A 16,126-nucleotide genomic window follows, 5' to 3' on the forward strand; every position below is an offset into this window, starting at 1 on the left:
GCGCGCTTCCTACCTCGGCAGCTCCTTGGCGATGACCTTGGCGAGCTCGCGGAACGCCTTGCCCCGGTGGCTGATCGCGTCCTTCTCGGCCGGGCTCAGCTCGGCGTTCGTACGATCCTGGCCGTCACCCACGAAGATCGGGTCGTAGCCGAACCCGCCGTCACCGCGCCGGCTGCGCAGCAGGCGGCCGGTCTGCCGGCCCTCCACCAGGTGCTCACGGCCGTTCGGCAGGACCAGGGCGGCCGCGCAGACGAAGGCGCCACCGCGATGTTCGTCGGAGACGTCGCTGATCTGGGCCAGCAGCAGGTCCAGATTGGCCTGGTCGTCGCCGTGCCGGCCGGCCCAGCGGGCGCTGAACACGCCGGGCATCCCGTTCAGCGCGTTCACCGCGATGCCGGAGTCGTCGGCCACCGTCGGCAGGCCGGTACGCTTCGCGCCCTCCCGGGCCTTGATCAACGCGTTCTCGCCGAACGTCAGACCGGTCTCCGGCACGTCCGGGTAGTCGGGGAAGTCACCGAGACCCACCAGCTCGACCTGGTGCAGGCCGAGTGCGGAATCGAGGATCCGCTGCAACTCGGCGAGCTTCTTGCGGTTACCGGTCGCGAGCAGCAGGCGGGCGTTCATGCGGTCAGGGCCTTCTGCTGAGCGGCGGCCAGCTCGGAGCACCCGAGCACGCCGAGGTCGAGCATCGCGTCCATCTGCGCCCTCCGGAACACACCGTTCTCACCGGTGCCCTGCACCTCGACGAAGTCGCCCGCGGCGGTGCACACCACGTTCATGTCGACCTCGGCGGCGACGTCCTCTTCGTAGTTCAGGTCGAGCCGCGCCTCGCCGTCGATGATGCCGACGCTCACCGCCTGGATGGAGGTGTGCAGCACCTTCTCCACCTTGCCGGCCAGCGACTTGCGGGCGGCCAGCCAGCTCACCGCGTCGTGCAGCGCCACGTAGGCCCCGGTGATCGCGGCCGTGCGGGTGCCGCCGTCGGCCTGGAGCACGTCGCAGTCCAGCACGATCGAATTCTCGCCGAGCGCCTTCAGGTCGATGCAGGCCCGCAGGCTGCGGCCGATCAGCCGGGAGATCTCCTGGGTACGCCCACCGAGCTTGCCCTTGACGCTCTCCCGGTCGCCCCGGGTGTTCGTGGCGCGGGGCAGCATGGAGTATTCCGCGGTCACCCAGCCCAGGCCGGAGCCCTTGCGCCAGCGAGGCACCCCCTCGGTGACGCTGGCGGTGCAGAGCACCCGGGTGTTGCCGAATTCCACCAGAACCGAACCTTCGGGGTGGATGCTCCAGTGCCGGGTCAGGGTCACCGGCCGCAGCTGGTCGGCCGTCCGGCCGTCGGGTCGCGCCATGGCCACAACCCTATGCGTAGCGTGCCGCGCCCGCTTCGTCCGCCCCGGCTTACGGGTGCGCGGCGCGGCACCGCGCTATGCGTAGCGCGCCGCTCCCGCTTCATCCGTTCCGGGCTTGCGGGTGCGCGGCACCGCTGGGCGGATCAGGTCGGCCGGCAGTGGAACCCCGACCGGCTCGGGCAGCACGCCGTGCGCCTGGAGGAAGCCCTGGACCGACCGCTGCCAGCCGAAGTTCTCGGCGCGGGCCCGGGCGGCCGCCCGGCGCTCGGTCCGGGGACGCTCCATCAGGCCGCTCACCGCGTCGGCGAACGCCTCCGCGGTCCCCGGAACCGCCACGCCGGCCTCACCGACCACCTCGGGCAGGGCGCTCTGCTCGTTCACCACCACCGGGGTGCCGCAGGCCAGCGACTCCAGCGCGGCCAGGCCGAAAGTCTCCACCGGACCCGGCGACAGCGTGACGTCCGCGCTGGCCAGCAGCGCCGCCACGGCACGGCGGTCGGAGATGTGCCCGGCGAAGCGAACCGGCAGACGAGCCGCCCGGTACGCCAGCGCGGTCCGCCGGGTGCCGTCGCCCGCCATTACCAGCACGGCCGGGACCTTGCCGTTGCGCAGGGCGGCGACGGCGTCCACCGCCAGCTCGGGCCGTTTCGCCGCGGACAACCGGCTGGCGTAGACGACCAGCAGCTCGTCCGGGCGGGCGTAGCGGGACCGCACCCCCACGTCCATCCGGCTCGGATTGAACACCTCCAGGTCCACACCGAGCGGGACCTCGACCAGGTTGGGCACGCCCAGCCGGCGGAATTCGGCGGCCGCGAACGCGGTGGTGCAGACGATGGTGTCGAACGCTTCGGCGGTCCGCTGGTTGAACCGGTCGGCGAGGGTGTCCCGCTTCGGCATCCCCCACACGCCGAGCAGCCCGGCCAGGCTCTCGTGGGAGACCATCATCGAGCGGACCCCGCGCTGCCGGGCCCAGTTGCCGGTCCAGCGCAGGGTGGTCCGGTCGGAGACCTCGATCCGGTCCGGCTCCAGGCTGTCCAGCAGCTTGGTGAGCTCACGCCGGCCGGCCAGCACCCGGTATCCGCCGGTGCGTGGCAGCGGTGCGCTGGGCAGCGTGATGACCCGGCCCTGCTTAGTCATCTTGTCGGAGTGCCGACGGCCGGGGATGACGAGGACCGCCTCGTGCCCGGCCCGTTGGTAACCCCGGCCGAGCTGCCTGAGTGCGGTGCGTAGTCCACCGGTATGGACCGTGACGAAGTTGGCCAGGCGAACGATGCGCATGCAACAACTCCAAGATCACGACACGTGGTGCATCGGTGCTGAGCCGATCCCGCCCCCGTACCGGCTCAGAGATCGTATCTGGCGCCCGGTCGGACTACTTCGACCGGTCCCGCGTAAGCGTCGCCGGCGGCCTCCACAATAGAGGCCTCACTGGCCCAGGCCGGCACGAGATGGGTCAGCAGGAGCTTGGCCACGTCCGCCTTGGTGGCGGCCTCACCTGCTTCTCCACCGGTCAGATGCAGGTCCGGCGGGTTGGACACACCGTCCTGATAGCTGGCCTCACAGAGGAACAGATCGGCGCCGGCGGCCAGCCGCAGCAGCGCCTCGCACGGCGCGGTGTCCGACGAGTAGGCCAGCACCCGGCCGTTGTGCTCGATTCGCACGCCGTACGTCTCCACCGGATGGTTGACCCGGTCGACGGTGACCGTCAGCGGGCCGATCGGGAACGTGCCCGGCTGCAACCCGTAGAAGGTGTAGACGTCGTCCACCGGCTCGCCCTCGGTGCTGTAGGCGGCGGCGATCCGCTCCGCGGCGCCCAGCGGCGCGTAGACCGGCAGCGGCGGCAGCGGGCCGGCCGGGTCGTAGCGGCGGACCACCACATAGGTGCACGCGTCCAGCATGTGGTCACAGTGCAGGTGAGTGAGCAGAATCGCATCGACGCGGCGCATGTCGGAGTAGCGCTGGAGCGCGGAGAGCGATCCGGACCCGAAGTCGATCAGGAGCCGGTACCCCTCGGCCTCCACGAGATAGGCCGAACACGCCGACTCGGGGCCGGGGAAACTTCCGGCACAACCGAGAACGGTTAGTCGCATGCGGGTCCCTCTGACTCACATCGGGTCGAACAACTCCGGGTCGTCCAGGCCCCGCCCGACCGGTCCGCGCTGGACTTGTCAGACCAGTCAATCACGGAGCGAAGCGTACGCCCCGACCAGTGCCTGGCGTTAACAACTGATCGATTTGTCGCTAAATCGACAACGCACATCACAGCCGTCGTGACCTCGGTCATCGCCGACCCCGCCGTCACGTCGAGTGAGCTTTCGGCGTTGCACAGGGTAATACGTCCAAGGTCATCTCTAGGAGGCGACGTGACCGCGGTCGAACAGGCCCGCACTACCCCTACCGCGGCGTCCGGAAACGCGCCGGTCGCATCGACGACCGGCCAGGATGTGGTGGCCTTCCGCTTCCCCGCGCCGGACGATCCGGCGCCCGGCGCCGGGCGCATGCTCGCCATGGCGCTCTACGGCGCGGTGCTGGGTCTGACCGGTGTCGCCGTCGGCCTGTACGCCGTACTCGCGGTCTTCGGCGGCGCGCCCCGCTGGTACCTGCCGGTCCTGGCGGTACTGACGCTGCTCAGCGTCGGGCCGGCGGCCGCCGCCTTCCTCGCCATCCACCAGCGCAGGCTGCCCTGGTACCTGATGGCGGCGTCCGCCCCGCCGATGCTCGCCGCGGTCCTCGTGGCGCTGGCCTACTGAGCCGTCACGCCCACAGCTGGCCGTCGAGGGCCTCTTCGGCGTCGTTGAGGGTGCCGCCGTACGCCCCGGTGGACAGGTACTTCCAGCCGCCGTCGGCGATCACGAACGCCACGTCGGCCCGCTTGCCCGCCTTGACCGCCTCGTGCGCCACGGCCAGGGCGGCGTGCAGGATCGCCCCGCTGGAGAACCCGGCGAAGATGCCCTCCACCTCGACCAGCTGGCGGGTCCGCAGCACCGCGTCCCGGGTACCCACCGAGAACCGGCGGTCGAGCACGGAGGCGTCGTACAGCTCGGGGACGTAGCCCTCGTCGATGTTGCGCAGGCCGTACACCAGTTCGCCGTAGCGCGGCTCGGCCGCGACGATCTGGATGCCCTCGACCTTCTCCTTCAGGAACCGGCCGGTGCCCATCAGGGTGCCGGTGGTGCCCAGACCGGCCACGAAGTGGGTGATCGTGGGTAGGTCGTGCAGCAGCTCGGGACCGGTGGTCTCGAAGTGCGCGCGGGCGTTGGCCGGGTTGCCGTACTGGAACAGCATCTTCCAGTCCGGGTGCTCAGCGGCGATCTGCTTGGCGGTCGCCACGGCCTGGTTCGAGCCGCCGGCGGCCGGCGAGAAAATGATCTCCGCGCCGTACATCCGGAGCAGCTGGGTGCGCTCGGCCGACACGTTCTCCGGCATCACGCAGACCAGCCGGTATCCCCGCAGCTTCGCCACCATGGCCAGCGCGATACCGGTGTTTCCACTGGTCGGCTCGAGGATCGTGTCGCCCGGGCGGAGCAGCCCGGACTCCTCGGCCTCGCGCACCATGAACAGCGCCGCGCGATCCTTGATGCTGCCGGTCGGGTTACGGTCCTCGAGCTTGGCCCACAGCCGCACCGGCGGCGCCCCCTCGGGCACCACCGGTGAGAGGCGGGGCAGGCCGACGAGCGGCGTGCCCCCGCACGCGTCCAGCAGGCTCTCGAAACGAGCCATGGGACTTAAACCCCCAGGAGGGCGGCGGCCGCCGCGAACCCCAGGGCGCCACCGGCCACGGCCGGGAGGATGGTGATCGAGTCACCGTCGTTCAGCTTCGCGTCCAGCGCGCCGAGGAAACGGACGTCCTCGTCGTTGACGTAGATGTTCACGAAGCGGTGCAGGTTGCCCTCGGGGGTGATCAGCCGGCCCTTGAGACCACCGTGCTTGGCGTCCAGGTCGTCGATCAGAGCGGTGAGCGTGTCACCGGCACCCTCGACGATCTTGGCGCCGCCGGTGTAGCTGCGCAGGATGGTGGGCACGCGAACTTCGATAGCCATGACTGTCATGCTCCTAGAGATGTCGTACGGGATTTCGGGCAGGGCCGGTTGTTACGGGTCGCGACTAACGACAACGACACTCGTAGAACACCGACGCCGGGCTCTGCCCGAACATGTACGACTGCACGGAGGTGGAAATCACGCCTTCACCGTCGCATCCACGATGTTGACCTCTTCTTCGGTCACCACACCGTCCACGATACGGAACGACCGGATCTCCTCGGAATCAGGCTCGCGGGTCGAGACCAGGAGATAATGCGCGTTCGGCTCGCCGGCGAAGGAGATGTCGGTCCGAGACGGAAACGCCTCCGTGGCGGTGTGCGAGTGGTAGATCACCACCGGCTCCTCGTCACGGTCGTCCATCTCGCGCCACACCCGCAGGTGCTCCATCGAGTCGAACTCGTAGAAGGTCATCGAACGCGCGGCGTTGTCCATCGGGATGTGCCGGGCCGGCACGTCACTGCCGATCGGGCCGGCGACGACGCCACAGGCCTCGTCGGGGTGGTCCCGGCGGGCGTGGGCGACGATCGCCTGGACGATCGCACTGTCGATGGTCAGCACGCCGTTCACATTACCGTGAGAATTCACGACCCCGACCGTGGCAGTGCCCACACCGAGCGCTACTTGATCTCGGGCAACGCATTGAGCAGGGACTCCTGGAGATAGCCCAGGTAGGCATAGACCGACAGCTGGAAGACCCGGCTGGAGCCCGGATCCTCGAGCACCGCCTCGTCCAGCTCGTCGGCCAGGTCGGTGTCGGCCTGGATCTCCAGACGGGTGCCCATCGCGAGCCGGGCGTCGTTGATCGCCCGCAACCAGGCCTCGGCGGCCTCGCCGTCCAGGCGTACCTCACCCTCGCCCTCGTCGGGCAGGGCCGCGAGAATCGCGCCCGCCTGATCGATCTTGGCGGTCTTGAGATCGCCCTCGGTGTAGAGGCGGAACTCCTGCGAATCCTCCGGCCGATCCGGATAGATGTCCGGGAAGAGCCGGTCCACCACCGGGTCGGTGTGGTCCATGCCGTCGGTCAGCAGGCCGACCACCTCGGCGGCCACCTTGCGCAGGACCCGCACCTCGTCGTACGCGAAAGTGGCCACACACTGGCCGCCACTGCGTCGGAACATGCTCTTCCCCACCCGGTTTGTTTGACCAGCTCAGTGTCAGGCCCGGTCCACAGTTGCCCAGAGACCGTATCCGTGCAGTTGGTTGGCGTCCATCTCCATGCGCTCGCGGGCGCCGGAGGAAACCACTGCCTTGCCTTTCGTGTGCACATCCATCATCAGCTGCTCCGCCTTTTCCTTGCTGTAGCCGAAGAGCTTCTGGAAGACCCATGTCACGTACGACATGAGGTTGACCGGGTCGTCCCAGACGATGGTCACCCACGGCCGGTCCTCGGCCGGTACTTCCTCGATCTCCGGCGTCTCGACGGGAGCAACCTGAGGCAACGCCATGCCCCCATGTTGCCACCGGATTCGGCGAACCGGTGAACCGGAGCGCCGAACTGCAGGTCAGAACGGGTTCGCTGCCCGTGTCCCGCGCCGTAACCGACGGCGCAATAGGGTAGGTCCGTGGAGAGCATCACCCCGGCCCTGATGACGGACCACTATGAGCTGACCATGATCAGCGCCGCGCTCAAGGACGGCACCGCGGACCGCAGCTGCGTGTTCGAGGTGTTCGCCCGCCGCCTGCCGACCGGCCGGCGGTACGGGGTGGTCGCCGGCACCGGCCGGCTGATCGACCTGATCCGGGACTTCCGGTTCGACGAGGGCGATATCTCGTTCCTGCGCTCGGCCGGGATCGTCGACGAGGCCACCGCGGCCTGGCTGGCGAACTACCGGTTCAGCGGCGACGTGGAGGGCTACCTCGAGGGTGAGCTGTTCTTCCCCGGATCACCGATTCTCACCATTTCCGGCGGTTTCGCGGAGTGCGTGGTGCTGGAGACGCTGATCCTGTCGGTGCTCAACCACGACTGCGCCATCGCGGCCGCCGCCGCCCGGATGGTCACCGCCGCCCGCGGCCGGCCGATCATCGAGATGGGCTCCCGGCGGACCCACGAGCAGGCCGCGGTGGCCGCTGCCCGGGCGGCGTACCTGGCCGGTTTCGCCTCGACGTCGAACCTGGCGGCCGGACGGGCCTACGGGATTCCGACCACGGGCACCTCGGCGCACGCGTTCACGCTGCTGCACGACGACGAGCCGACCGCGTTCGGATCGCAGGTGGCGGCGCTCGGGAAGAACACGACGCTGCTCGTCGACACGTACGACATCAGCCAGGGCATCCGCAACGCGATCGCGGTCGCCGGGCCGGATCTGCGGGCCGTACGCATCGACTCGGGTGATCTCTCGGTGCTGGCGCAGCAGTCCCGCGAGCTGTTGGACTCGCTCGGCGCCACCGAGACAAAGATCATTGTTTCCGGCGACATGGACGAGTACTCGATCGCCACGCTGGCCGCCGAGCCGGTGGACCTGTACGGCGCCGGCACCGCGGTGGTCACCGGCTCCGGAGCGCCCACCGCCGGGCTCGTCTACAAGCTGGTCGAGGTCGACGGGCGCCCGGTGGTCAAGCGCTCGGAGAACAAGGCCACGGTCGGCGGCCGCAAGACCGCGGTGCGCCGCCACAAGCCCACCGGGACCGCCACCGAGGAGATCATCTTCTCCCAGGGGGTGCCCGACCATCAGCCCAACGACCGGCTGCTGCAACGCACGTACGTGGCCGGCGGTGAGGTGCAGCCGACCCCCACCCTGGCGGAATCCCGCGACCACCTGCGGCAGTGCCTGATCTCCATCCCGTGGGAGGGCCTCAAGCTCTCCGCCGGTGATCCCGCCATCCCCGTCGTCATCGTTCCCACCGCCTGAGGTCACGCACATGTTCGGTCAAGGAAGGTCGTGAACAAACTCCCATGTCCCGCGCGCTGATCATCGTCGACGTACAGAACGACTTCTGCGAAGGTGGCTCCCTGCCGGTCGCCGGCGGCGCCGCGGTCGCCAAGGGCATCTCCCTGGTGCTCGACAAGGCCGGCGCCCGCTGGGACCACGTGGTCGCCACGAAGGACTACCACATCGACCCGGGTGCGCACTTCAGCGACCATCCCGACTTCGTCGACTCGTGGCCGGCGCACTGCGTGGTCGGCTCGTCCGGCGCCGAGTTCCACCCCGAACTGGTCACCGACCGGATCGAGGCGGTCTTCCACAAGGGCGAGCACCAGGCGGCCTACTCCGGCTTCGAGGGTCACACCGAGGCCGGCGAAACCCTCGCCGGCTGGCTGCGGGGCAAGGGAGTCACCGAGGTCGAGGTCGTGGGCATCGCAACCGACCATTGCGTACGCGCGACAGCGCTCGACGCCGCCGCGGAGGGGTTCGCCACCACCGTGCTGCTGGAGCTCACCGCCGGAGTGGCCCGGGCGACGACCGACGCCGCCCTGGAACAGCTCCGCGCCGCCTCGATCACCACGACCGGGAAACCCGTCGTTGACGCCTGAGATCCGGCCCCTCACCGACGACGACTGGCCCGCGGTGTGGGAGATCATCAGTGAGGTGGTGCGGGCTCAGGAGACGTTCCCGTACGACCCGGGCATGACCTCGTCGGATGCTCGCGCCATGTGGGTCGAGCGGCCGCCCGGGCGTACCGTGGTCGCGGTCTCCGCCGGCGAGATCGCCGGCACCGCGAAGATGGGGCCGAACCGTGCCGGGCCCGGCGCCCACATCGCAACCGCGAGCTACATGGTCGCGGCCGCCGCGCGCGGCCGCGGGGTGGGCACCGCGCTGTGCCGGCACAGCGTCGACTGGGCGAGACAGCAGGGGTACGCGGGAGTCCAGTTCAACGCCGTGGTGGAAGCGAACACGGCGGCTGTGGACCTGTACCGGCGGGAGGGCTTCCAGATCATCGGTACGGTGCCGCGCGCTTTCGACCACCCGGTGCACGGCCGGGTAGGTCTGCACCTCATGTATCTGGAATTCTGACTTCATGTCGCGACTTATCGATATCTGGCCGCAATTCGGACTGATCGTCCGAACCCGGCGCCTGGAGCTGCGCCTTCCCCGCGACGCGGACCTCGCCGGACTCGCCGACCTGGCGGCCGCCGGCGTCCACCCACCCGAGGAGCAGCCCTTCCTGGCGCCGTGGACCGACGGCACCCCGTCGGAGCGGGCAGAGTTCGTGCTGAAGGAACATTGGCGCGGCCTCTCCGGCTGGAGCCCCGCCAAATGGCAGCTCGCCCTCGGCGTCTTCCACGACGGCGAACCCCTCGGCGTGGTCGCGCTGCTGGCCCGTGACTTCGCCGTGGTCCGGCAGGTCACCACCTGGTCCTGGCTAGGTCTGCCCCACCACGGCGAGGGCTACGGCACCGAAGCCCGGGTCGGCCTGCTCACGCTCGCCTTCGACCATCTCGGAGCGGCCTCCGCCCGGACCGACGTCTTTCAGGACAATCACGCCTCACAGGCGGTGTCCCGCAAACTCGGCTACGAGCCCGACGGCATCGCGGTGGACGCCCGCGGCACCGAGGCCTTGATCTCCGACCGGCTGCGCCTCAGCCGCGAAAAATGGAACAGCCAGGACCGCCCTGCGGTCGCTATCGAAGGGGTGGCCGCATGTCTGCCGATGTTCGGCCTGTGAACACCGCCGAGTCTTTCCTGCTGCTGCACGGCTGGCAGAACCGCCGTCCCCCGGCACACTGGCAGCACTGGCTCGCCGGCGAGCTCACCCGCCTGGGACACCCGGTCGACTACCCGCAGCTGCCCCACCCCGACCACCCCGACCTGGACACCTGGCTCACCGAGCTGCAAACCCGGGTCGCCGCGCTCCCCGGCCGGCGCCGCACCGTGCTGTGCCACAGCCTCTCCTGCCTGCTGTGGCTGAACGCCGCGGCCCGCTCAGCGGTGCCGGTCCCGGTGGACCGGGTCCTGCTGGTCGCCCCGCCATCCCGGGAGATCACCCTCAGCCTTCCGGAGATCGCCGCCTTCGCCGTACCGGAAACCCTGACCCCCGACCATCTGCGTGCCGCGGCAAAACACACCCGCCTCATCGGCACCGACAACGACCCGTACTGCCCAGCCGGCCCTGCCCCCGCCTACGGCGACCGCCTGGACATCCCCACCCTCGTCCTGCCCGGCGCCGCCCACCTGAACGTCGACGCCGGGTACGGTTCGTGGCCCTCACTCCTTGATTGGTGCCTGAGCCCGTCTCACGACCACCCCATCACCCACCGCCCGGCCGTCTGAACAGCCAATCTTCCGAACGGTCGGCCGGTCGGCCACGCCCGGGCCGGACGCCCTACCTCAGCGACAGCCGCGACCGCAGCCGCAGCTGGTCGCACTCGCCCAAGCGCAGACCACGGCCCGCCGGATGATCCGGCAGGCACGACCCCACGTCACCTCAGCCAGCACTCAGCCGACGGCCCGGCGGCCCAGCAGTCCCGCAGCCCAGCGGGTCCCGCGGCCCAGCGGTCCGGCAGCCCGGCGATCCTGCCGCCCAGCAGCCCAGGGCCCAGCAGGCTGGCAGCCCAGCAACCCGGCAGCCCGGCAGCCCAGCAGGCTGGCAGCCCAGCAACCCGGCAGCCCGGCATCCCAGCCGCCCAGCAGGCTGGCAGCCCAGCAACCCGGCAGCCCGGCATCCCAGCCGCCCAGCAGGCTGGCAGCCCAGCAACCCGGCGGCCCGGCAGTCCGCTCAGCAGGCTGGCAGCCCAGCCGGGCTGGCCGACATACATCTAATCCGGCGCCTCCATGACGTGCCTCAGCGCCAGCCGAACAGGCCGAGCTGTCCGGCATGCACTGATTCGGCTCGCTGGAGAGCGTGCTGCGGTTGCGGCTGCCGGCCGAGCCCTCAAGACCCACACGGGCCGACACCAACCGGCCGGCGACGGGCCGGCTGGCGCTCAAGGCCCACGCGGGCACGGCACCGCGCAGCTCGGCGAAGGGCGACGAGCCCTCAAGGCCCACGCGAGCCCCGCACCGCCCGGCCCCGCCAGCAACGGCGAGCCCTCGAAACCTACACGGGCCCGACATCGCCCGGCCCGGCTGGCGCTCAAGGCCCCACGCGGGCTCGGCACCACGCAGCCCGGCCAGAACGGCGAGCGCTCAAGGCTCACGCAGACCCGCCACCGACCGTCCCGGCCTGGCCAGAAACGGCGAGCGCTCGAAACCCATGCGGGCCCGACACCGCCCGGCCCGGCGACGGGCCGGCTGCACTCAAGGCCCACGCGGGCCCGGCACCACGCAGCCCGGCCAGAACGGCGAGCGCTTAAGGCTCACGCAGGCCCGCGCGGCGCAGGCCCGCGCCGCGCGGGCCCGGTGAAGGCGGCGGCGGTGGGGGCTCAGGCGGGCACGGACTCGGGGTCTCGGCCTGGGGTCTGCTCCGGTGAGCCGTCGTGGGGTGCGACGCCTGGCTCGGGGGTTTCGCGGCGGCGGCGGAGTTCGGCGGGGAGGACCAGGAGGGCGACCAGGACGCCGACCGCGCCGACGGTGGCGAAGCCCCAGGCTGGGCCCCAGGTGTCGATCGCCAGGCCGGCCAGCGGGCCGCCCAGGGCGACGCCGACGGTGAGCGCCGAGTTGTGCAGGCCCATTGCCTCGCCACGGGCGGCGGCCGGGATCATGTTGCTGATCGCGGCGGAGCTGGCGGTGATCGTCGGGGCGCAGAGCGCGCCGGCCGGAATCAGCAGGAGGGCGAGCAGCCACCAGTGGTCGCCGCCGAGACCGACCGGGATGGTGAGCAGGGCCATCGGTGCGAACAGCACCAGTGCGGGAACCCCGCGCCGCACGGTGCCGTAGGCGAAGCCGCCGATCAGGGAGAACAGCGCCCAGAGGGACAGCACCGCACCGGTCCAGGCCACCTGCCCGGAGTCGCGGAGAACGGCGACCACTGCCACGTCGGTGCCGGAGAGGACCAGGGTCGCGGCCATCGTGACGGCGAGAATCGCGACGAACCGGGGCTTGAGCCAGCTGCGCCGGGACACCCGCTCGCCACTCGAGACCGAGGCCTCGTGGGCCGCCCGGATCGGCGGATTGAGCAGCCACAGGCCCACGCCCGCGAGCAGGATGCCGACGGCCAGCGAGATCATCGCGACCCGGGGGCCGGCGGTCGTCGCGATCAGCACGCCGAGCGCCGGGCCGGCCATGAACGACAGCTCGGTGGTCATCGAGTCCAGAGCGAACGCGGGCAGCCGGTGCGACTCGGGAGTCAGCGCGGCGATCGACTGCCGGGCCACCGAGAAGGCCGGCAGGGCGAGGAAGCCACCGATCGCGGCGACCGGGAGCAGTGCCCAGTAGGGCAGGCTCTGCGCCACCAGCCAATAGATGACCTCGGCGACCGTGGTCAGGACGAGCACCGGGCGCAGCCCGCGACGGTCGATCAGGCGGCCCATCACCGGGGCGCCGACCGAACCACCGATCGTCGCCGCGGCGCCGACCAGACCGGCCGCCCCGTAGCCCCGGCCGAGATCGGTCACCACGTGCAGGGTGAGCACCACCGCGGCGGCCGCGATCGGGATGCGGGCGAGCGTGGCGACCACCAGCAACGACCGGATCTTCGGCAGCGCGAGGGTTTCCCGGTAAGGCGTGAGCAACATGTCGATCCTGACCTCCGCGGACCATACTGCCGTGGGGGTACGACACAAATCCAACTGATTCCGCGCCGCTGGTGACCAGCGCCACCATCAAAAGCGGATCGGCCCGCACTCTTGACGAGTGCGGGCCGATCCGGCGTTTCCGACCGGTCAGCGGTCGCGGTCGCTGGCGGTGTCTTCCTGGTACGTCGCGCCGCCGTCGGACTCCCTGGTCAGCGGTCGAGCGCCGCCCTCGGGAGGACCGGCGATCGACTGGGCGCCGGCCGCCAGCTCGGGGAACTTCTCGTCGAAGGCCGGCCGCTCGGAGCGGATCCGCGGCATCCGGTCGAAGTTGCGCAGCGGCGGCGGGCTGGACGTCGCCCACTCCAGCGAGTTGCCGTGGCCCCACGGGTCGTCGAGCGTGGTGACCTGGCCGACCTTGTACGACTTCCACACGTTGTAGATGAACGGCAGGGTCGACAGACCCAGCACGAACGATCCGACGGTGGAGAACGTGTTCAGGAAGGTGAACCCGTCGCTGGGCAGGTAGTCGGCGTACCGGCGGGGCATGCCCTTGGTGCCGAGCCAGTGCTGCACCAGGAAGGTGGCGTGGAAGCCGATGAACGTCAGCCAGAAGTGAATCTTGGCGAGCCGCTCGTCGAGCATCCGGCCGAACATCTTCGGGAACCAGAAGTAGATGCCGGCGAACACCGCGAACACGATCGTGCCGAACAGCACGTAGTGGAAGTGCGCGATCACGAAGTACGAGTCGGAGACGTGGAAGTCGATCGGCGGCGAGGCCAGCAGGACGCCGGACAGACCACCGAACAGGAACGTCACCATGAAGCCGAGTGCGAAGAGCATCGGTGACTCGAAGCTGATCTGGCCGCGCCACATGGTGCCGATCCAGACGAAGAACTTCATGCCGGTCGGTACCGCGATCAGGAAGCTCAGGAAGCTGAAGAACGGCAGCAGCACCTGCCCGGTGACGAACATGTGGTGCGCCCACACGCTCATCGACAGCGCGGCGATCAGCAGCGTCGCGGCGACCAGGCCCTTGTAGCCGAACACCGGCTTGCGGCTGAACACCGGGATGACCTCGGTGATGATGCCGAAGAACGGCAGCGCGATGATGTACACCTCGGGGTGGCCGAAGAACCAGAAGAGGTGCTGCCAGAGCATCGGCCCGCCGGTCTCCACGTCGAAGACGTGCGCGCCGAGCACCCGGTCCGCGGCGAGCGCGAAGAGCGCGGCCGCGAGGAACGGGAAGACCATGACCGCGAGCAGCGCGGTGACGAGCATGTTCCAGGTCATGATCGGCATCCGGAACATGGTCATGCCCGGGGCCCGCAGGGTCAGGATCGTGGTGATCAGGTTGACCGAGCCGAGGATCGTGCCCAGACCGGAGATGGCGAGGCCGACCACCCACATGTTCCCGCCGACGCCCGGCGAGTGCAGTGAGTCGCTCAACGGTGTGTACGCGAACCAGCCGAAGTCAGCCGCGCCACCGGGGGTCAGGAAGCCACCGATGGTGATCAGACCACCGAACAGATACAGCCAGTACGCGAACGCGTTCAGCCGCGGGAACGACACGTCCGGCGCACCGATCTGAATCGGTACGACGTAGTTGCCGAACGCGAACACGATCGGTGTCGCGAAGAACAGCAGCATGATCGTGCCGTGCATGGTGAACAGCTGGTTGAACTGCTCCGGCGAGAGCATCTGCATGCCCGGCCGGGCCAGCTCGGCGCGCATCAGCAGGGCCATCAGGCCACCCAGCAGGAAGAACACGAAGGACGTGATCATGTACATGATCCCGATCTGCTTCGCGTCCGTCGTGCGCAGGATCCGAGCGAATGCCGAACCCTTGACCTGCCGCCGCACCGGATATGGTCGGGTCGCGATCGGCGACGGCGCAACGGTCGTCACGAATTGCCTCCGTTGTCTCGTTCGTCCTCTCAGGTGCCCCGAAGATCGGGCGTACCCCGTGGGCAGAATAGTCCCCCACCGACCTTGGTCTGGCGCGGGGTGACCTTCGGGGTCAGACGGACGGCACGAGCTCCCGATAGTGATCGGTGAAGATCCGGAGGCCACGACGGCGCAGCATGGGGTCGCGTAGGGATGGCGGGACGTCGCAGGCGCGATCCCGCTCGCGGGTCCGTTCGCGCACCTCTGTGCACCGTGGACGACGACGCTGCTCGTACGCCCGGAGGGCCGCCGGGATGTCATCGGAGGCCGCACGCAATTCCTGCCCGAGCACCCAGCCGTCCTCGAACGACATGGCGGCGCCCTGCGCGAGGCTCGGCGCGGTGGCGTGCGCCGCGTCACCGACGAGCAGGACCGGGCCTTTCGACCAGCTCGGCAGGACGACCTCGTCGGTCCGGGCGACCTGCACTTTCTCGACCTTCTCCAGGATGGCCGGGACCGGGCCGCCGAACGATCCGAACAGCTCGAGCAGCCGCTTCCTCGGGTCCTCCGGGTTGGGGCGGTCCGGTGCGGTCTCGTCGGCGTAGCAGTACAGCTTGCGGCCGCCCATCGGCATGGCGACGAACGCCGAACGCCGGCCGAGCAGCGCGGTCCAGTCGGTCAGGGGCGGGCCGCCGCTGACCACCGAGCGATAGACGATCTGGCCGGTCGGAACGGCCGGGCCGCCCAGTCCGACCAGCTCCCGGATCGTCGAGCGCCGCCCGTCCGCCCCGACGACCAGGTCGTACTCCGAGACGCCGCCGTGCGAGAACTCGACCTTGGCGGCACCGTCGACGATCTCCAGACGCCGGACCTCGGTCTCGAACCGCACCTCGCCGCCCACTCCGGTGAGCAGCACCTGCTGGAGGTCGGCGCGGGACAGCGCCCGGGACTCGCCGACCCCGGCCCACAGAGCCGCGACGTCCATCTCGAAGAGCTCGCGGCCGCGCTGGTCCAGGAAGACCTGGCGGAAGATCAGATCACCGAGCGGTCGCAGCGGGACGTCGAGGCCGAGCAGCCGCAGCGCCCGCGAGGCGTTGCCGGGAAGATAGATGCCCGCGCCCGGAATCACGGTGGCGGGCAACGCCTCCACCACGTCCGGCCGGAAGCCCGCGACGCGTAGTCCCCGGGCCGCGGCCAGGCCGGCAATGCCGGCACCCACCACGAGGATGCGCAAGGTCATCGCGCCAACGCCTTCCTTCCGATGGATACGCGCCGGAGCCAGAACACTACCTTCTGCC

At 70.0% G+C, this 16,126-nt stretch carries 17 protein-coding genes and 1 pseudogene; 6 read left to right on the forward strand and 12 right to left on the reverse strand.

Annotated features, from left to right (window positions below; all coding sequences use genetic code 11):
- Positions 1–9: 9 nt before the first annotated feature.
- From rdgB to I4J89_RS16465, 4 genes are all read right to left on the reverse strand, one after another.
- On the reverse strand, positions 10–624 hold the full coding sequence (rdgB, locus tag I4J89_RS16450; RefSeq protein ID WP_196414854.1) for an RdgB/HAM1 family non-canonical purine NTP pyrophosphatase: 615 nt from the start codon (positions 622–624) through the stop codon (positions 10–12).
- On the reverse strand, positions 621–1,349 hold the full coding sequence (gene rph / locus I4J89_RS16455) for a ribonuclease PH (RefSeq protein ID WP_196414855.1): 729 nt from the start codon (positions 1,347–1,349) through the stop codon (positions 621–623). The genes rdgB and rph overlap by 4 nt, the downstream gene beginning before the upstream one ends.
- Positions 1,350–1,424: 75 nt before the next feature.
- A complete protein-coding gene (locus I4J89_RS16460) occupies positions 1,425–2,627 on the reverse strand; it encodes a glycosyltransferase (protein ID WP_196414856.1) in 1,203 nt (400 codons plus the stop codon).
- Between the two features lie 65 nt (positions 2,628–2,692).
- Complete coding sequence (locus I4J89_RS16465) at positions 2,693–3,439, reverse strand: MBL fold metallo-hydrolase (RefSeq protein WP_196414857.1); 747 nt, start codon at positions 3,437–3,439, stop codon at positions 2,693–2,695.
- A 273-nt stretch (positions 3,440–3,712) separates the two neighbouring features.
- Here I4J89_RS16465 and I4J89_RS16470 point away from each other — a divergent pair, with 273 nt between their 5' ends.
- On the forward strand, positions 3,713–4,099 hold the full coding sequence (locus I4J89_RS16470; protein ID WP_196414858.1) for a hypothetical protein: 387 nt from the start codon (positions 3,713–3,715) through the stop codon (positions 4,097–4,099).
- Positions 4,100–4,103: 4 nt separating this feature from the next.
- Here the strand turns inward: I4J89_RS16470 and I4J89_RS16475 are convergent, their stop codons facing one another.
- The 5 genes and pseudogenes from I4J89_RS16475 to clpS all read right to left on the reverse strand — a co-directional run bounded on the left by I4J89_RS16475 (position 4,104) and on the right by clpS (position 6,837).
- Positions 4,104–5,069, reverse strand: coding sequence for a PLP-dependent cysteine synthase family protein (locus I4J89_RS16475; protein ID WP_196414859.1), 966 nt, complete (start codon positions 5,067–5,069; stop codon positions 4,104–4,106).
- A 5-nt stretch (positions 5,070–5,074) separates the two neighbouring features.
- Positions 5,075–5,389 (reverse strand): MoaD family protein, encoded by a 315-nt coding sequence (locus I4J89_RS16480; RefSeq protein WP_196414860.1) that lies wholly within the window; start codon positions 5,387–5,389, stop codon positions 5,075–5,077.
- 64 nt (positions 5,390–5,453) lie between these two features.
- Positions 5,454–5,950: pseudogene (locus I4J89_RS16485) on the reverse strand (M67 family metallopeptidase).
- 59 nt (positions 5,951–6,009) lie between these two features.
- Entirely contained in the window at positions 6,010–6,510 is a 501-nt protein-coding gene (locus I4J89_RS16490) for a DUF2017 domain-containing protein (RefSeq protein ID WP_196414861.1), read from the reverse strand.
- Positions 6,511–6,546: 36 nt separating this feature from the next.
- Positions 6,547–6,837: an ATP-dependent Clp protease adapter ClpS gene (gene clpS, locus I4J89_RS16495; RefSeq protein ID WP_196414862.1), complete on the reverse strand. Its 291-nt coding sequence runs from the start codon at positions 6,835–6,837 to the stop codon at positions 6,547–6,549.
- A gap of 117 nt (positions 6,838–6,954) precedes the next feature.
- Between clpS and I4J89_RS16500 the strand changes: the two genes are divergently transcribed.
- From I4J89_RS16500 to I4J89_RS16520, 5 genes are read left to right on the forward strand one after another with little or no spacing between them, the layout of a single operon-like run.
- Positions 6,955–8,241, forward strand: coding sequence for a nicotinate phosphoribosyltransferase (locus I4J89_RS16500; protein ID WP_196414863.1), 1,287 nt, complete (start codon positions 6,955–6,957; stop codon positions 8,239–8,241).
- A gap of 44 nt (positions 8,242–8,285) precedes the next feature.
- The gene (locus I4J89_RS16505) at positions 8,286–8,864 is read left to right on the forward strand and encodes a nicotinamidase (protein WP_196414864.1); all 579 of its coding nucleotides are present in this window, start codon (positions 8,286–8,288) and stop codon (positions 8,862–8,864) included.
- Positions 8,854–9,345: a GNAT family N-acetyltransferase gene (locus tag I4J89_RS16510; RefSeq protein WP_196414865.1), complete on the forward strand. Its 492-nt coding sequence runs from the start codon at positions 8,854–8,856 to the stop codon at positions 9,343–9,345. The genes I4J89_RS16505 and I4J89_RS16510 overlap by 11 nt, the downstream gene beginning before the upstream one ends.
- 4 nt (positions 9,346–9,349) lie before the next feature.
- Entirely contained in the window at positions 9,350–9,997 is a 648-nt protein-coding gene (locus tag I4J89_RS16515) for a GNAT family N-acetyltransferase (protein WP_196414866.1), read from the forward strand.
- Positions 9,973–10,602, forward strand: coding sequence for an RBBP9/YdeN family alpha/beta hydrolase (locus I4J89_RS16520; protein WP_196414867.1), 630 nt, complete (start codon positions 9,973–9,975; stop codon positions 10,600–10,602). The genes I4J89_RS16515 and I4J89_RS16520 overlap by 25 nt, the downstream gene beginning before the upstream one ends.
- A gap of 1,091 nt (positions 10,603–11,693) precedes the next feature.
- Here I4J89_RS16520 and I4J89_RS16525 read toward each other — a convergent pair.
- The 3 genes from I4J89_RS16525 to I4J89_RS16535 form a co-directional block, all read right to left on the reverse strand.
- Complete coding sequence (locus tag I4J89_RS16525; RefSeq protein WP_230859047.1) at positions 11,694–12,944, reverse strand: MFS transporter; 1,251 nt, start codon at positions 12,942–12,944, stop codon at positions 11,694–11,696.
- 147 nt (positions 12,945–13,091) lie between these two features.
- A complete protein-coding gene (ctaD, locus tag I4J89_RS16530; RefSeq protein WP_196414868.1) occupies positions 13,092–14,849 on the reverse strand; it encodes an aa3-type cytochrome oxidase subunit I in 1,758 nt (585 codons plus the stop codon).
- A 112-nt stretch (positions 14,850–14,961) separates the two neighbouring features.
- Positions 14,962–16,068, reverse strand: a complete 1,107-nt coding sequence (locus I4J89_RS16535) for an FAD-dependent monooxygenase (protein WP_196414869.1) — start codon at positions 16,066–16,068, stop codon at positions 14,962–14,964.
- Positions 16,069–16,126 lie beyond the last annotated feature (58 nt).

The sequence above is a fragment of the Actinoplanes aureus genome, from assembly GCF_015704865.1.
Classification (GTDB): domain Bacteria; phylum Actinomycetota; class Actinomycetes; order Mycobacteriales; family Micromonosporaceae; genus Actinoplanes; species Actinoplanes aureus.

Bases quoted from the DNA above. Each gene is read 5' to 3' on its own strand.
- rdgB (WP_196414854.1), bottom strand. From the start codon at position 624: ATGAACGCCCGCCTGCTGCTCGCGACCGGTAACCGCAAGAAGCTCGCC.
- rph (WP_196414855.1), bottom strand. From the start codon at position 1,349: ATGGCGCGACCCGACGGCCGGACGGCCGACCAGCTGCGGCCGGTGACC.
- I4J89_RS16460 (WP_196414856.1), bottom strand. From the start codon at position 2,627: ATGCGCATCGTTCGCCTGGCCAACTTCGTCACGGTCCATACCGGTGGA.
- I4J89_RS16465 (WP_196414857.1), bottom strand. From the start codon at position 3,439: ATGCGACTAACCGTTCTCGGTTGTGCCGGAAGTTTCCCCGGCCCCGAG.
- I4J89_RS16475 (WP_196414859.1), bottom strand. From the start codon at position 5,069: ATGGCTCGTTTCGAGAGCCTGCTGGACGCGTGCGGGGGCACGCCGCTC.
- I4J89_RS16480 (WP_196414860.1), bottom strand. From the start codon at position 5,389: ATGGCTATCGAAGTTCGCGTGCCCACCATCCTGCGCAGCTACACCGGC.
- I4J89_RS16490 (WP_196414861.1), bottom strand. From the start codon at position 6,510: ATGTTCCGACGCAGTGGCGGCCAGTGTGTGGCCACTTTCGCGTACGAC.
- clpS (WP_196414862.1), bottom strand. From the start codon at position 6,837: ATGGCGTTGCCTCAGGTTGCTCCCGTCGAGACGCCGGAGATCGAGGAA.
- I4J89_RS16505 (WP_196414864.1), top strand. From the start codon at position 8,286: ATGTCCCGCGCGCTGATCATCGTCGACGTACAGAACGACTTCTGCGAA.
- I4J89_RS16515 (WP_196414866.1), top strand. From the start codon at position 9,350: ATGTCGCGACTTATCGATATCTGGCCGCAATTCGGACTGATCGTCCGA.
- I4J89_RS16520 (WP_196414867.1), top strand. From the start codon at position 9,973: ATGTCTGCCGATGTTCGGCCTGTGAACACCGCCGAGTCTTTCCTGCTG.
- I4J89_RS16525 (WP_230859047.1), bottom strand. From the start codon at position 12,944: ATGTTGCTCACGCCTTACCGGGAAACCCTCGCGCTGCCGAAGATCCGG.
- I4J89_RS16535 (WP_196414869.1), bottom strand. From the start codon at position 16,068: ATGACCTTGCGCATCCTCGTGGTGGGTGCCGGCATTGCCGGCCTGGCC.